Here is a 15256-nt window from a genome sequence, read left to right as displayed (position 1 = left end):
GCGCCTGATAGTGAGAGCATGAGCGTCGATCACCTCAGCCGTCCGGGCAGGTCACCCGGGTTCACCGCCTACTACCACCAGCGTGGCGTCGCCGTCACCGACAAGTGGCTGGTCGTGCACGGCAGCCGGTTCATGATCGCCGAGCTGCACCACCTCGAGCGGGCCCGCGGGCCCCTGCCCTCCCCGGCCCGCAGCTCCCTTTACCTGGGCCTCGCCGTGATGGGGGTCGCGGCACCCGTGGCGCTGGTGTTCAGCACACCGCTCGCCTGGGTCATCGCCGCGCTCGCGGCGGCCGCAGCGTTAGGGGTCATGATGTTCAGCTGCCGGCGCTGGCCGGCGAGCTACCAGATGTGGGCCGACTACGGGAGTCGGCCCACATTGCTTTTCGAGACAGGTGACGGGCAGGAGTTCGGTCAGGTCAGCAGGGCGCTGATCCGGGCCGTCGAGCACCGCCGCCGCGGCCAGCTGATCTGATCACCCGGTCGTGCAGGCCGTGGTGTTCAGGGAGAACGCCGCCGGCCGGTTGTTGACTCCGCTCCAGGTCGCGTTGAACCCGACACCGCCGAGTGTCTGGCCGGGGCCGAGGGTGCCGTTCCAGCCGGCGTTCGTGACCGGCACGCGCGCCCCGTCCTGAGCGACGAGTCCGTTCCAGAGCTGGGTGATCTGCTGCCCGTTCGGGAAGACGAAGCGCAGCGTCCACCCGTCCGGTACCGGCGTGGAGCCGGCGTTGGTGATGGACATGGTGACCTGGAAACCGGTGCTCCACTGACTCTCCTGCCGGTACGTGACCCGGCATGCGGCCGGCGGCACGTCGCCCTCGGCGAAGAACACGTTCTTCGGCAGCTCGGCGCGAGGGATGTCGCTGTTGAGCGCGATGAGGTCGCCGAGGTTGCGGCGGTAGTCGATGCCGTAGGTGCTCTGGATGTACTGCAGAGCGGGGTCGTTGGCGTAGAAGAAGCGGTCGCCGTCGCGCAGCCGCTGGAACTCGCGGGTCCAGATGGCCCGCTGCAGCTCGCCGAACTCAGTGCCCGCCACGTGCGGCTCGGCCAGCGCGCCCACGAAAGCGTCCACACTGTCCACGCTGCCGTAGATGCCCTGCAGCCGCGCGGCGAGCGGGCTGGCCCGGTTGAACCGCACCGGCGTGCCCTCCACCGCGTCCTCGTCGGCCTGGTCGACCTCGGCGTTGAAGACGTCGAACAGCTGCGGGAAACCGAGGCTGGCCGGGTTGTCGACGCCGGTACCGGGCGGGAAGGCGGCACTCGCCTCGCCGGTGATCTGGGTGAACGAGGTGCGGGCCGGCAGGCCGTACGCCTGGCGCAGCTGGTTGTAGGTCGGCATGCCGTGGTCCCGGCCCCGCTCGACGTCGATCGCGCCGAGGTCGAGTACCGCGTCGAAGCACTCCGGCAGCCCTTCGCCGTCCAGGCACTCCGGGTTGCCGGAGACCGGAATCTGGAAGAGCACGCTGCGCAGCTGGTTGTCGATCATCTCCTCGTTCTTGTACTGGGGCTCGCCACCGATCGCCTGCAGCAGCGGGCCGAGCCCGATCGACGGGACAAGGGCGGGGTTGAAGAAGCCGCGGTTGAGCGGGATGACCAGCTCGACCTCGTCGCCCTCCCGGACGATCTCGATGCCCTGCGCCTCGAACGCGGCGAGCTGGGCGGCCGTGTACCGGCTCGCGTCCGTCGCGATCTCCATCTCGCCGTGGATCTGGCTGTGCACGCGGTAGCCGACGGTGGCGAACTCGTTGGACAGCGCCGTGTTGATGCCCGGGTTGTACCCGGAGTACGCGGGCAGGCTGATGCCCATCGCGGGCAGCCACTCGGTGTACGTGATGTACTGCTGCTCGGCCATCACCACCCGCCGCGCGATCTGGAACCTGTCCTCTTCGGACAGCGACGCCGGCAGCAGGCCGACGATCCGGTTGTGCTCGCGGGCCAGGAGCGTGTGCGTCGCGGTCAGGAACAGGTTCTCGTTGGCGCGTACGTCGCCGGCGACCATCGCGCTGGCCGGGTTTGCCCGCAGGATCCCGTCGACCTCCATCGGCGGTGCGGTCGACGCGCTGCCCCGTGCGTTCGCGCGCGGCAGGTAGTTGCCCTGCATCAGCAGGCGGGCGTTGTTGTTGGCGGGGTTTCCGTCGTTCGAGCCTTCGCGCAGCCAGTCCAGCCGCGCGCTGGTGCCGCCGTAGATCGGGAAGCCGTTGATGTACGACGGGTTGGTGTTCACCTGCTGGCGGGGGTTTGTCACGCCGGTGCCGGGAGCCGGATCGGAGCGTACGAACGGAATGAATCCGAGCGTGTTCTCAAACTCTTCCAGCGGGTCGTTGGCATTGAAGGGAATGTTTGCCGTCTCCCCTGCCGGATCGCCGGGCGCCCGTCCCAGACGGAGCCCGAAGGTGTGGTCGAGAATCTGACCCCAGGTCCATCCCCAGGCCGTTACCTGGCGTTCGGAGAACACATTCTGGGCCACGTCGTTGAATACGCGGTTGCTGATGTAACGGGAGTTCGGGCCGCTCACGGGCTGGCTGCGCCCGTCCGCGTACCGGGCGGCGGCGACCCGCGAGTACGGCTGGTTGGCCTGCCCCCACGTGGGGTTGGCCACGTTGTTGCCGGAACCGTCGAGGCTCTGTACCGCGAACGGTACGGCCAATGTGGACACGTCCGCCGCGGCGAACGGGGTCACGACCGGAGCCGCGACGGTGGTAAGGACGACCAGCCCAACAAATATGGGCGCGCGAAGATAAGGTCTCTTCCGCATCATTTCCTCCCCGGATGAAACCCCGTGTCTGGTCGGAAGAGTGATCCTCCCCAATTTCCAAGTCAATAGATTCAAAAAACGCGAAACCCTTGGGGGTTGTCGAAGCTTCGAAACCGCCGCGATCAACACGGGTAGGGTTGGGCGGCGTGACCACCGCCAAGACGCTCCGCGGCCTGCTCGGCGCGGCGATCCCCGCGCCCACGGGCGCGCACTTCCGGCCAGACGAGCTCGCGGCGCTGGCCGCGCTGCAGGAGGTCCTCGACGCCGACGTCGCGCCGGCCGCCGCCGCGGCTGATGCCGCCGGGCGGTACCCCTCGGAGTCGGTGGCCGCGCTCAAGCGCAGCGGCATCCTCCAGAGTGGACTCCCGGAGGACTGGGGCGGGCTCGGCGCTTCCCATCGCGCGTCGCTGGAGGCACAGGTGCGGATCGCCGCCGCCGACTCGTCGGTCGCGCAGATCTTCAAGGTGCACGACGAGCTGACCCGGGAGATATTCGTCTACTGTCCGGACGAGCTGCGGCCGCTGCTGTCCGCGCGGATCCGCGACGGTGCGATCCTCGGCCTGGCGGTCGCGGAGTCGGGCCGCAAGGTGGACGACCCGTGGCGCACGATCGCCACGCCCCACCCCGACGGCGGGTTCACTGTGGACGGCGAGAAGATCTACACGACCGGCGCGGCCGAGGCGGACCTGATCGCGGTGTGGGCGTTCAACCCGGCGGCTGAGGGCGTGGCGGAGGACTTCCTTCTCGGGCTCCAGCTCAACCTCGTGCCGCGCGACGCCGCCGGGGTCACGGTCCACCGCGACTGGGACATGCTCGGCCAGCGCGCCACCGACTCGGGGACGGTGACGTTCCGCCAAGTTCGCACCGATCCGGCGCTGCGGGCGAGCCTGCCCGGCCGCGCCCCACTGCCGCAGAACTCACTGCGCTACCAGGCCGGGTTCGCCGCGGTACTCGTCGGGATCGGGATCGGCGCGCTGAGCGCGGCCGCACCTTTCGTCGCGTCGCGGGCCCGGCCGTGGCCGCCGGCCGGTGTGGACAGTGCCGCCGAGGACCCGGTCGTGCGGCGGCTGGCGGGCGAGCTGGCCGCGGGCCTCGCGGCGGCGTACGCGCTGACGATGTCGGCGGGTGACCTGCTGGACGCGTTCGAGCGGGGTGAGATCAGCCGGACCGAGCTGGCCGTGCCGATCTTCGCGGCGAAGTCGGCCGCCACCAAGGCGGCGCTGGCCGCGTCGACCGATGCGTTTGCCCTGATGGGGACCAGCGCGACGCGCACCGGCACCGGGTTCGACAGGTACTGGCGGGATGCCCGCACGCTGGCACTCCACGACCCGGTGGACTGGAAGCACATCGAGATCGGCGCCAACGTCCTGTCCGGCTGGGATCCGCCGCCGGGAATTTATACCTGACGCGATTTGATCCGATAATCGCCGCGCACCGTATCTGACCTTTGGGGACCAGGCGAGGTGCGGATATGACTGCGGATCGCGAGGGTATGGACCGGCTGCGGGTCGGTGGATGGCTGCCGCCCGCTCGTATCGGGGCCGGTCAGGGGACGGCACCGGCGCGGAGACGGCGCGCGGGTCCGGCGCACGCGGCGCCGGAGTCGCCCGCGGCTTACGAGGCGCCGGCGGTCGACCTCGACGCGCCGGTGTCCGCACCGGTGCCACCGCCACGTCCACGCAGGCGGGCCGCCAGCGCCGGCGTGGACGTGGTGGCGGGGGTCGGACGGTACGTCCACGCGGGACGGCTCCGCTTCGGCGAGCTGGTCGCGCCCGGCCAGGCACGCCAGCGGGCGTGGCTCGGGCTGGCGGCGGTCGGGCTGCTGGCGCTCGCGGTCGCGGCGGTGGCCATGCTTTCCCCCGACGGCGGCAGGCCGCCGGCTGGCGGGCAAGGGCTGGCGTTGCCGACCGCGCCGCCACAGGAGCCGCCGCCGAGCGGGGACCAGGAGATCGGGGCGGCCGCCCCGTCGCCGACCCCGTCCCGGGCGAAGAAGGCGCCGGCGGCACCCGGGCCGTTCACCCGCTCCTACGAAGCGGAGGACGCCGCGCTGATCGGCGGCGCCGAGGTGCTGTCGCTGCGCGCGGCCTCCGGTGGCCGGATCGTCCGCAACATCGGCAGCGGGCCGGACCGGCGGGCGGGGCTCGTCTCGTTCACCGAGGTGGACGTGCCCGCCACCAACCGGTACGCGCTGACCGTCGACTACGTCAGCGGCGAGGACCGGTTCGCGATCCTCTCGATCAACACCGAGACGCATTTCAAGCTGTCGTTCCCGTCGAGCGGCGGCTGGGACGTCGTCGCGTCGCGGACGTTCACGATCTCGCTCGTCGGCGGCCGGAACAACCTGACCTTCAGCAACCCGGACGGCTGGGCGCCGAGGCTGGACCGGATAAATCTTCTCGGCTGAGGTTTGACACCCGTTGACCCGGGGTACTGGCCGACGCGTGGCGATGAAAGCGCTTTCAAAGCGGCGCACCGGGGTCACCATTTACGAGGTGGCGCAGCGGGCCGGTGTCTCCATCGCGACCGTGTCGCGGACGATGCGGGACTCCAATCTCGTCACGCCCGAGACCCGCGCCCGCGTGCTCGCCGCCGTCGAGGAGCTCGGGTTCACGCCGAGCCGCCTGGGGCGTTCCCTCGCGGAGGGGCAGCACGCGGCCAACGGCATCGTGTTCCCCGACCTCGTCGGCCCGTACTACGCCGAGGTCGTCCTCGGCTACGAGGAGGTCGCCGCAGACCTCGGCCGCAGCGTGCTGATCCTGGCCACGCACGGCCGGCGGGACGCGGCGGCGCAGGTGCTGGAGCTCGCCAACCGGGTCGACGGCATGGTCGTCATGGGCCGTACCGTCGGCGACGACGTCGTGGAGCGCATCGCCGCGAGCGGGCCGCCGCTCGTGCTGGTCGCCCGCGACCCCGTCTCCACAGTGGACACCATCCGCACCGACAACGAGCGCAGCGCGCGCGAGCTGGCCGAGCACCTGCTCGCACACGGCCACCGGCGGTTCGCCTTCGTCGGCGACCCGGACGACTCCCCCGACGTCGCCGGCCGGTACGCCGGCTTCGCCGCCGGGCTGCGTGCCGCGGGCGTGGCCGTGCCGGCCCCCGTGCGCTGCTCTTTCGACATCGAGGCCGGCCGTACCGCGGCCGAGGCACTGCTGCGGCGGCGCACCCCGCCGCAGGCCGTGGTCTGCGCCAACGACGAGGTGGCCCTCGGCGTGCACACGGCGGCGACCGACGCCGGCCTGAACGTGCCGGACGACCTCGCGGTCACCGGCTGGGACGACGTGATGGCGGCCCGGTTCGCCGGGCTGACCACCGTCCGCCAACCGATGCGGGAGCTGGGTGCCACCGCGGCGCGCTGGCTGCACGACCGCATCACCGAGCGAGCCTCGGACCGGCCGCGCTCGCGCCTCGCGGTGCGCAGCCAGGTCCTTCCCACGCAGCTCACGGTCCGCCGCAGCTGCGGTACCCACCCCACCCCCGGGAGGTAGTGAAAGATGACAACGCATCGGCGGTTGGGCACCGCCGCGGTGCTGGTCGCCGCGCTGCTGGTCGGCGCCTGCGGCCGCGACTCCGGCGGCGGCGAGGACGCCGCCGCGCCGGTGGCCGAGGGCAAGGCGACCGGCGAGATCACGGTATGGGCGATGGGCACCGAGGGCGAGAAGCTCGGCGCGTTCGCCCAGGACTTCATGGCGGAAAACCCGGACGCGAAGGTCAACGTGACGGCCGTACCGTGGGACGCCGCGCACCAGAAGATCGCCAGCGCGATCGCCGGCAAGCAGACGCCGGACGTGTCGATGCTCGGCTCGACGTGGATGGGCGAGTTCGCCAAGACCGGCGCGCTCGACCCGACGCCGGAGGGCGCCGCCGACAAGGGCGCGTTCTTCCCCGGCGCCTGGGACACCACGGTCGTCGACGACACGTCGTACGGCGTGCCCTGGTACGTCGAGACCCGGCTCATCTACTACCGCAAGGACCTTGCCGCCAAGGCCGGCGTGACCGCGCCGACCACCTGGGACGAGCTGAAGTCCTTCGCCACGGCCATGCGGGACAAGGGCGGCGCGAAATGGGGCATGAACCTGCAGCCCGGCGGCACCGGGAGCTGGCAGAGCCTCATGCCGTTCGCCTGGTCCAACGGCGCCACGCTCGCCGACGGGGACAGGTTCACACTGGACAGTCCACAGATGACCGAGGCGCTGGCGTACTACCAGTCCTTCTTCACCGACAAGCTCTCGCCGCCGACGGACCTGTCGCTGCAGGGCGCGCTGGAGCAGAGCTTCATCAACGGCTCGCTGGCCGCGTTCATCTCCGGGCCGTGGCACATCGGACTGCTCAACGAGCAGGGCGGGGCCGGGTTCAAGGACAAGTTCGCGGTGACCGCGATGCCGCGCAAGCAGTCCGCCACCTCGTTCGTCGGCGGCAGCAACCTCGCCGTCTTCAAGGACGCCAAGAACCGTGACGCGGCCTGGAAGTTCGTCTCCTGGCTGAGCCGGCCCGAGGTGCAGATCAAGTGGTACCAGGCGGTCTCCGACCTGCCCGCGGTGCAGAGCGCCTGGAACGACCAGAGCCTCGCCGGCGACCCGTTCCTGTCCACCTTCGGTGAGCAGCTCAAGGACGCCAAGTCACCGCCGGCGATTCCCACCTGGGAGCAGGTGGCCGCGGTGATCGACGGCGAGGTGGAGAAGGTCGCCAAAGCGGGTGAGGATCCGGCGCAGGCCGCCAAGGCGATGCAGCAGAAGGCCAGCGGCATCGGCACCGGAGCCTGACCGTGGCCACCGCGACAGCACCGGCACCGGCACCGGCCAGGGCGGATGCCGCTGCCGGTGCCGGCCGCCCCTACCGGATCCGCCAGGGGCTGGCCGGCTGGGCCTTCGCCACCCCGTTCACGCTGCTCTTTCTGCTCTTCATGGCGGTACCGGTGGTGGCGTCGCTGGTGATGAGCGTGACCGACCTGCGCTCGACCGACCTGCGGACGCCGTTCGCGGTGGAGTTCGTCGGCGTTGACAACTACACCCGCCTGCTGGAGGACGCGCAGTTTCGCCGGGCCGCGCTGAACACGGCGGTCTTCGTGGTCGTCGGTGTGCCGCTCACGATGGCGGTCGGGCTGGCCGCGGCCAGTGCGCTCAACTCCGGCCTGGTCCGCTTCCGCACGGTCTTCAGGGTCGGTTTCTACCTGCCGGTGGTGACCAGCATCGTGGCGCTCGCCGTGGTCTGGCGCTTCCTGCTCGACCCGGAGGCCGGCCTGGTCAACAACGCGCTACGCCTGGTCGGCGTCGAGGGGCCCAACTGGCTCGGCGACCCCGACCTCGCGCTGCCGTCGATCATCGCGATGGCGGTCTGGCGCAACTTCGGCTTTCTCATGGTGATTTTCCTGGCCGGGCTGCAGGCGATCCCCGCCGAGCTGTACGAGTCGTCCAAGCTGGACGGTGCCGGGCGGTGGGCGCAGTTTCGCCACATCACCGTGCCGCTGCTGCGTCCCACGCTGCTGTTCGGCGGCGTGGTCACCAGCATCGGCTACCTGCAGCTCTTCGAGGAGCCGCTGGTGATGACGCGGGGTGGGCCGCTCGACTCGACGCTGTCCGTCTCGTACCACATCTACAACCAGTTCGGCTTCGGCAACTACGGCTACGCCGCGGCGGTCAGCTACGTGCTCTTCGCCGCCATCGTGGGCCTGTCCGTGCTCCAGTTCCGGCTCCTGGGATCGAGGGACTGACATGCGACGCAAAGATCTGGTCGCGCGCGCCGCGCTGTACACAATCCTCGGCGCGGGGATCCTGGTGGTCGTCGGCCCGTTCCTGTGGGCGGCGCTGTCGTCGGTGAAGCCGGAGTCGGAGATCCGCCGCATCCCGGCCACCTGGTGGCCGGAGGTCTTCACCCTCGACAACTACCGCGAGCTGCTGTCCAGGCTGGACTTTCCGCAGGCGTTCGCCAACTCGGCGATCGTCGCGGTGCTGACCACCCTCGGCAACCTCGTCTTCTGCTCGCTGCTCGGTTACGCGCTGGCCAAGCTGCGCTTCCCCGGCAAGCGGGCGCTCTTCGTCGTCGTGCTCGGCACGCTGATGGTGCCGAGCATGGTGACGTTCGTGCCGCAGTTCGTGATGGTCAGCAACCTCGGGCTGGTCAACTCGTACGGCGGCCTGATCCTGCCCTTCCTGGCCACCCCGTTCGGCGTCTTCCTGATGCGGCAGTACCTGCTGTCCATTCCGGACGAGCTGATCGAGGCGGCCAGAGTGGACGGTGCCGGCGAGCTGCGCATCTTCGCGCGGATCGTGCTGCCACTGTGCGGCCCGGCGCTGGCCACGCTCACGATCCTCACGTTCCTCGCCTCCTGGAACAACTTCCTGTGGCCGCTTGTCGTGGCCACCACCGAGGACAAGTACACGCTCCCCGTCGCGCTCGCGCTCTACAGCGTGGGCCAGAACCGCATCGACTTCGGGCTCGTGCTCGCCGGTGCGGTCGCCGTCCTGCTGCCCGTGGTCATCGTGTTCGTCCTGCTCCAGCGGCACTTCCTGCGGGGCATCGCGACGACCGGACTCAAGTGAGGCTTTCCATGCGACGACTTCTCGCCGTTGTCCTGGCTCTTCTCCTCCTACCCGCCGCTCCCGCGGCCGCCGCACCGAACGTGTTGCACACCTATGCGAAGGACACCTGGCGCTCGATGGTCGCCATGGTGGAACCGGCCACCGGCCTGCCGGCCGACAACATCGGCGGCGACCTGGCTCCGGGAAGCCGCTCGGCGTACACGTCGCCGACGAACATCGGTGGCCTGATGTGGTCGGCCGTCGCCGCCCGGGACGTCGGCGTGATCTCGCGCCGGGAGGCCTCCACCGTGGTCGGCGCCGCGCTGCGCGGGCTGTCGCGGCTGGACCGGCACGACGACTCCGGCATGTTCTACAACTGGTACGACCCGCGCACCGGCACGGTCATCACCACGTGGCCGGAGGACGGCACCCCGCGCACGCCATTTCTGTCCAGCGTGGACAACGGCTGGCTGGCGGCGGCGCTCGTGGTGGCGCGCAACGCCTTTCCCGAGCACCGGGCGCTCGCCGGCCGCCTGCTCGCGCCGATGGACTTCGGCTTCTACTACAACCCGGACGCGCGCGGCGAGGACTTCCCGGCGGGGCTCATCCGCGGCGGCTTCTGGGACACCCCGCCGACCGAATGTTCAGTGGTCGGCAACTACCGCGACCGGGGGCCCGACGTCTGGTACACGTGCAACCACTACGACATCGCGGTGACCGAGCCGCGGATCGCCAGCTACCTCGGCATCGCGTTCGGGCAGATCCCGCCCGCGCACTACTTCGCCACGCAGCGCACGTTCCCGGCCACGTGCGACTGGGACTGGCTGGAGCAGCAGCCCACCGGCTTCCAGACCACGCACCTCGGCGTTCCGGTCTTCGAGGGCTCGTACACGTACCGGGGCATCCAGTTCGTGCCGAGCTGGGGCGGGGACATGTTCGAGGCCCTGATGCCGGACCTGTTCGTGCCCGAGGCGAAGTGGGGGCCGCGCAGCTGGGGTCGCAACCACCCGGCCACCGTGGCGGGGCAGATCGAGCACGGCCTGCGCGACGCGAAGTACGGCTACTGGGGCTTCTCCCCCGCCTCCGACCCGTTCGGCGGCTACCGGGTGTGGGGCGTTGACGCGATGGGCATGGACCCTGGCGGCTACCCGTCCGACGTGGAGTCGTCCAACTACGACGGCGGCTTCGGCGACTGCCGCCCCGCCGGACCGGCACCGACCTACGGTGACGGCGTGGTGACCCCGCACGCGGCGTTCCTCGCGCTGCCGTACGCCAAGCGCGCGGTGCTCGACAACCTGGCGAAGATGCGGGCCAACCTCGGCGCGTACGGCCCGGGCGGCTTCTACGACGCGGTCGCGGTGCGCAGCGGCACGGTCGCGAAGCGGTACCTGGCGCTCGACCAGGCGATGATCCTCGGCGCGATCGGCAACGAGCTGGGGAACGGCTCGATCCACCGCGCGTTCGTGACGCCGCAGATCGAGCGCGCGCTGCGCCCGCTGATGGCCATGGAAACCTTCAACGTGAGGCCCCAGTGAGCGAGCGAGTTGGCGCGGCGGCGTCTGGACGGAGCCGGCCCGCCGACGAAGTCGGGGTTTCGGGCCGGCGGAGGAAGACGCCGCCTTCAGCGCCGCACGAGCGAGCGAACCAGGAGGCAGCATGACGGTCGAAGATGTCGCCCGGGAGCGGTGGGCGCAGCTGATGGGGGCGGGTGGCGCGCAGGACCGGGCACCGGGCGAGATCGTGCCGGCGGACCTGCCCGCGCCGGCGGGGCTCGTCGCCACCGGTGGGCGCGGCCACGTGACGCTCGCATGGGAGCCGGTGCCGGGCGCGATCGGGTACGCGGTGCACCGCGCCACCGCCTCAACCGGCCCGTACGAGCCGGTGGACCACGGCGGCGGTGACGTGCTCGCGGTGCCGCACGGCCCGTACGCGGACACCACCGGCGAGCCGTTCCGCGAGTACTGGTACGCGGTCGCGCCGCTCGGCACGGTGACCTCGATGGGTCCGCTCAGCGTGCCCGCCTCCGCTGCCGCGCACACCGGCGGGGACGCGGCGGTGCGGGTCGAGGTGACCGCCGACGGGGACGCCGGGCCGCTGCACCGGCCGTGGCGGGCGATGGTCGGCTCGGAGCACCTGAGCCACCTGCTCTGCGCGGACACGAGCGGCGGCCGGCCGATCGGCGCGGAGCTGCGCGAGGCGCTGCGCCGGGTCCGCGACGAGTTGGGCGTCCAGCAGGTACGCGCTCACGCCATCCTCTGCGACGACCTCGGCGTGTACCGGCTCGTCGACGGGCGGCCGCGGCTGGACTTCAGCGGCGTGGACCGGGTCTACGACGCCGTACTGGAGCTGGGCATGCGGCCGGTGGTCGAGCTGTCGTTCATGCCGCGCGACCTGGCCAGCGACCCGTCGCGGACCGTCTTCGCGTACCAGGCGATCATCTCGCCACCGCGCGACTGGGACCAGTGGTCGTGGCTGGTGCGTGAGCTGACCGCCCATCTCGTCGAGCGGTACGGCTTGGACGAGGTGCGCGACAACTGGTGGTTCGAGGTGTGGAACGAGGCCAACCTGTCGGTCTTCTGGTCCGGCACGCCGGCCGAGTTCTGGCGGCTGTACGACGAGAGCGCCCGCGCCGTGAAGGCCGTCGACCCGGGGCTGCACGTGGGCGGCCCGGCCTCGGCCGCGGTCGGGTGGATCGAGGACCAGCTGGCCCGCGAGTCGCCGGTCGACTTCGTCTCCACCCACACGTACGGCAGCCCGCCGCTAGACCTCCGCCCGCTCGCCGGCGACCGCCCTCTACTGTGGACGGAGTGGGGCGTGACCGCCACGCACGGCAGCGAGGTGAACGACACCGTCTTCGCGGCGACCTTCCTCCTCCGCGGCATGCGCTCGGCGGCCGGGCGGGTGGACGCGCTCGCCCCGTGGGTAGCCTCCGACCACTTCGAGGAGCTGGGCCGGCCGCCGCGGCTGACACACGGCGGGTTCGGGCTGCTCACGGTCGGCAACCTGGCCAAGCCGAAGTACTGGGCGCTCGCGCTAGCCCAGCGCCTCGGCGACACGGAGCTGCCGGTCGCCCTCTCCGGCGACGGCGCGGGTGGCCTGGTGGAGGCGTGGGCGGCAAGGTCGGGCGACGGCGTGGTCACGGTGCTGCTCTGGAACGCGACCCTCGACCACACCAAGGCCGACGGCGATCCGGAGCTTGACCGGGCCGTCACGATCGACGTGACCGGCCTGCCAGCGGCCGCGTACCGGATGACGCACTGGCGGGTCGACGCCCGCCACTCGAACATCGCGGCCCTGTGGCGCACGATCAGCGAGGGCCGCGACTGGCCGGACGAGCGGCAGTGGGCCGCCCTCCGCGAGGCCGACCGCGTGGAGACGGCCGAGCCGTCGCGCGTGCTGAAGGTCAAGGACCGCACGGCCGCCGTCGCCTTCGACCTGCCGATGCCGTCGATCTCCTGCGTCGAACTTGTGCCCATTTAGAGAGCTGCCGCGATGCCCGTCGTGGTCCGGACCGTTGCTCCCGCAGCCTCACCCTCCGCGGTGCGCGAGCTCACCCCGCCGCGGCCAGGACCGGGGCCGGGCCCGTCTCGCGGCCCCGGCCACCCGGCCGCTCGGCTCGCGCCCGCGGTCGATCTCGCCGCGCAGCCCCGGCCTGCTCGGCTCGCGCACGGCCCCGCTCGTAGCGCAGGCCCGGCCACCCGGCCACTCAACTCGCGCACGCGCTCGGGCTCCGCGCGGCCCCGGGACCACTCAGCTCGCCACGGTGTCGGGCTCCTAGCGCGGGGCCTCGGCCACCCGGTCCGCTCAGCACCCGCACGGGTCCGGCTCGCAGCGCGGGCGCAGCGGCGGCGACCGGTTGGCGGCGAGTGCCGGAGCTCGCCGGCAACCACAGGGGTGCCCATAGGCGTCCGTCCACAGTGCTGCACACTCGCCGCCGAGGTCGGGTAATCATGCGGCCCCGAGAGCACCCTGGGCTCCGGCCTCGGCCGAATGATCAAGGATCCCTGCGCAGCTTGCCCAGGCGCGGGCACGGTGCCCGGTCGGGTTGGGCATGCCGCGCCCGCTCGGCACACGAACGCCGGCGAGGCGGGTCGTTCGCCGAGCCTTCGCAGTCGCCGGGATTCGTCACCGTGGGTGACCATTCGGCGTTGGGTGGGGCTGCGGTGAGCGTGGTAGGCATTTGCCCCTGTGGAGGCGGATCCGTACCACGATCTGCGGATTGCGCGGCGAGCCGCGCTATCAAAGCTTTTGGGGTGAGCTGGGCGACCGCGGAGGGTGAGGCCGCGGGAGCAACGGTCCGGACCACCGCGGACGTCGCGGTAGCTCACATCTAAGAGGGATGGGCTACACGTCGCGGTCGTACTCGTGGAGGATGCGCTCGAGCAGCGCGATGCTGCGGTCAGGCGGCTCGGCCTCGACGCAGAGGCGCTCCATGGCCGCCGCGTACTGGTCGACGTCGTCGCGCTTGTCCAGGTAGAGCGAGCTGGTGAGCTGCTCCATGTAGACCACGTCGGGCAGCTCGGCGTCGGGGAAGCGCAGGATCGAGAAGGCGCCGCCGGCCGCCGCGTGGCCGCCGGCGCTGAAGGGGACCACCTGGATGGTCACGTTGGACAGCTTGGTGGCGTCGATCAGCGCGGAGATCTGGGTGCGCATGACGGTGCGGCCGCCGATCGGGCGGCGTAGCACGGCCTCGTCCAGCACGGCCCACAGGTGGGGCGCGCCGGGGCGGGTGAGCAGCTGCTGGCGGGCCATGCGCACGTCGACGCGGCGGTCGATCTCGTCGAGGCCGGCGGCGCCGTGGCCGATCATCACGACGGCCCTCGCGTACTCGCGGCTCTGCAGCAGGCCGGGCACGAACTGCACCTCGTAGGTCCGGATCATCGCGGCGCTGGACTCCAGCCCGAGGTAGGCCTGGAACCAGTTGGGCAGCACGTCGCTGAAGCGCTGCCACCAACCCTGCGCGTTTGCCTGGCGTGCGAGGGCCAGAAGGGCATCGCGCTCGGTCTTGTCGTTTACGCCGTAAAGCGTGAGGAGGTCGGCCACGTCCCGCTCCTTGAACCCGACCCGGCCGAGCTCCATCCGGCTGATCTTGGACTCGGATGCCCGGATCTCCCACCCGGCGGCTTCGCGGGTCACGCCGTTGGCCTCGCGGAGCTTCCGCAGCTGTGAACCGAGCAGGATCCGCAGCACGGTCGGCCCGCCGGCCCCGGCCTCCGGCCCTGTCGTCACGCTGCCCTCCCGCGACTCACTCGCTGCCGGGGGTAAGCATGCCATGACCGTCTGGCGACGAGGATCCCCGTTTCGTTCATCATTGGCGAGTCTTGCCCAAGGGGCTGGCCGTGGCCGCGGCCACCCCCTACGGTCAGTGGACCACCCGACTCCCCTCAGGTCAGGAGGTGGTCGAAGTCCCCATCTCTCGCGCCGAGGATGAACGCGGCGACCTCCTCCATGGTGTAGATCAACGCGGGCCCCTCCGGATCGCGCGAGTTGCGGATCGCGATCCCGGCCCCGCCGGGGAGCTCGGCCACCTCAACGCAGTTTCCACTGGGGTTGCTGCGGCCGCTCTTGCGCCACACGACAGTCGGCAGTTGGCCGGCAGGTGTGCCGTTGACAATCTGGCTCATCGACGTCTTTCTCATCGGCCTGGGTACGGGCTTGGGGCCCGGCCACCAGGGTTCGATCAGATCATCTGCACGTGCATCGGCCCTTGCGTCTGCAAGGGCCAATAGGCATGATAACTCTGTGCTACTAGTGCAAGGTCGTTCACGTTTTGTGACGGAAGCGCGGGCCGCCACCGGTTCGCGGGGCACACCCCTCTGTCCCAATCGCCATCACGAAGCCAAAACCACCTGCTGGGAGTAGATCATGCCCGCCCCAACCATCGATCCAACCAAGCGCGATCCGAAAGCCGTGGCCCCTACGGACAGTTACAGTCCTGCGGACCGTGTGTGGGTCTACCGCGGTGGCACGTGGCGAGCCGGCGT

General features: G+C 71.0%; 12 protein-coding genes. 9 read left to right on the top strand and 3 right to left on the bottom strand.

Annotated elements, in window-relative coordinates; all coding sequences use genetic code 11:
• Positions 1-18 precede the first annotated feature (18 nt).
• Positions 19-474: a DUF6232 family protein gene (locus Phou_RS48530; RefSeq protein ID WP_173071263.1), complete on the top strand. Its 456-nt coding sequence runs from the start codon at positions 19-21 to the stop codon at positions 472-474.
• Here Phou_RS48530 and Phou_RS48525 read toward each other — a convergent pair whose 3' ends face one another.
• Positions 475-2679: a peroxidase family protein gene (locus Phou_RS48525; protein ID WP_246274754.1), complete on the bottom strand. Its 2205-nt coding sequence runs from the start codon at positions 2677-2679 to the stop codon at positions 475-477.
• 221 nt (positions 2680-2900) lie between these two features.
• Here Phou_RS48525 and Phou_RS48520 point away from each other — a divergent pair, with 221 nt between their 5' ends.
• The 8 genes from Phou_RS48520 to Phou_RS48485 all read left to right on the top strand — a co-directional run bounded on the left by Phou_RS48520 (position 2901) and on the right by Phou_RS48485 (position 12752).
• The gene (locus Phou_RS48520; RefSeq protein WP_218579633.1) at positions 2901-4160 is read left to right on the top strand and encodes an acyl-CoA dehydrogenase family protein; all 1260 of its coding nucleotides are present in this window, start codon (positions 2901-2903) and stop codon (positions 4158-4160) included.
• A gap of 65 nt (positions 4161-4225) precedes the next feature.
• Entirely contained in the window at positions 4226-5158 is a 933-nt protein-coding gene (locus Phou_RS48515; RefSeq protein ID WP_173071259.1) for a carbohydrate-binding protein, read from the top strand.
• 43 nt (positions 5159-5201) lie between these two features.
• A complete protein-coding gene (locus Phou_RS48510) occupies positions 5202-6242 on the top strand; it encodes a LacI family DNA-binding transcriptional regulator (RefSeq protein ID WP_173071257.1) in 1041 nt (346 codons plus the stop codon).
• 6 nt (positions 6243-6248) lie between these two features.
• Positions 6249-7517, top strand: coding sequence for a sugar ABC transporter substrate-binding protein (locus Phou_RS48505; protein ID WP_173071255.1), 1269 nt, complete (start codon positions 6249-6251; stop codon positions 7515-7517).
• 2 nt (positions 7518-7519) lie between these two features.
• Positions 7520-8464, top strand: coding sequence for a carbohydrate ABC transporter permease (locus Phou_RS48500; RefSeq protein ID WP_246274752.1), 945 nt, complete (start codon positions 7520-7522; stop codon positions 8462-8464).
• A gap of 1 nt (position 8465) precedes the next feature.
• A complete protein-coding gene (locus Phou_RS48495; RefSeq protein WP_173071253.1) occupies positions 8466-9293 on the top strand; it encodes a carbohydrate ABC transporter permease in 828 nt (275 codons plus the stop codon).
• Between the two features lie 8 nt (positions 9294-9301).
• Positions 9302-10807 (top strand): glucoamylase family protein, encoded by a 1506-nt coding sequence (locus tag Phou_RS48490; protein ID WP_173071251.1) that lies wholly within the window; start codon positions 9302-9304, stop codon positions 10805-10807.
• Between the two features lie 121 nt (positions 10808-10928).
• Complete coding sequence (locus Phou_RS48485) at positions 10929-12752, top strand: GH39 family glycosyl hydrolase (RefSeq protein WP_173071249.1); 1824 nt, start codon at positions 10929-10931, stop codon at positions 12750-12752.
• An 864-nt stretch (positions 12753-13616) separates the two neighbouring features.
• On the opposite strand, the gene Phou_RS48480 is transcribed toward Phou_RS48485, so the two are convergent.
• Together Phou_RS48480 and Phou_RS48475 are read right to left on the bottom strand one after the other, a co-directional pair.
• A complete protein-coding gene (locus Phou_RS48480; protein WP_246274750.1) occupies positions 13617-14501 on the bottom strand; it encodes a Sco1979 family transcriptional regulator in 885 nt (294 codons plus the stop codon).
• A gap of 155 nt (positions 14502-14656) precedes the next feature.
• Positions 14657-14896 (bottom strand): DUF397 domain-containing protein, encoded by a 240-nt coding sequence (locus Phou_RS48475; RefSeq protein WP_173071245.1) that lies wholly within the window; start codon positions 14894-14896, stop codon positions 14657-14659.
• Positions 14897-15256: the final 360 nt, after the last annotated feature.

Origin of the sequence: Phytohabitans houttuyneae, assembly GCF_011764425.1 — a bacterium.
In the GTDB taxonomy this organism is placed as follows: Bacteria; Actinomycetota; Actinomycetes; order Mycobacteriales; family Micromonosporaceae; genus Phytohabitans; species Phytohabitans houttuyneae.
The sequence above is the reverse complement of the archived record's forward strand: the minus strand, read 5'-3'. Positions and strand labels throughout refer to the sequence as shown.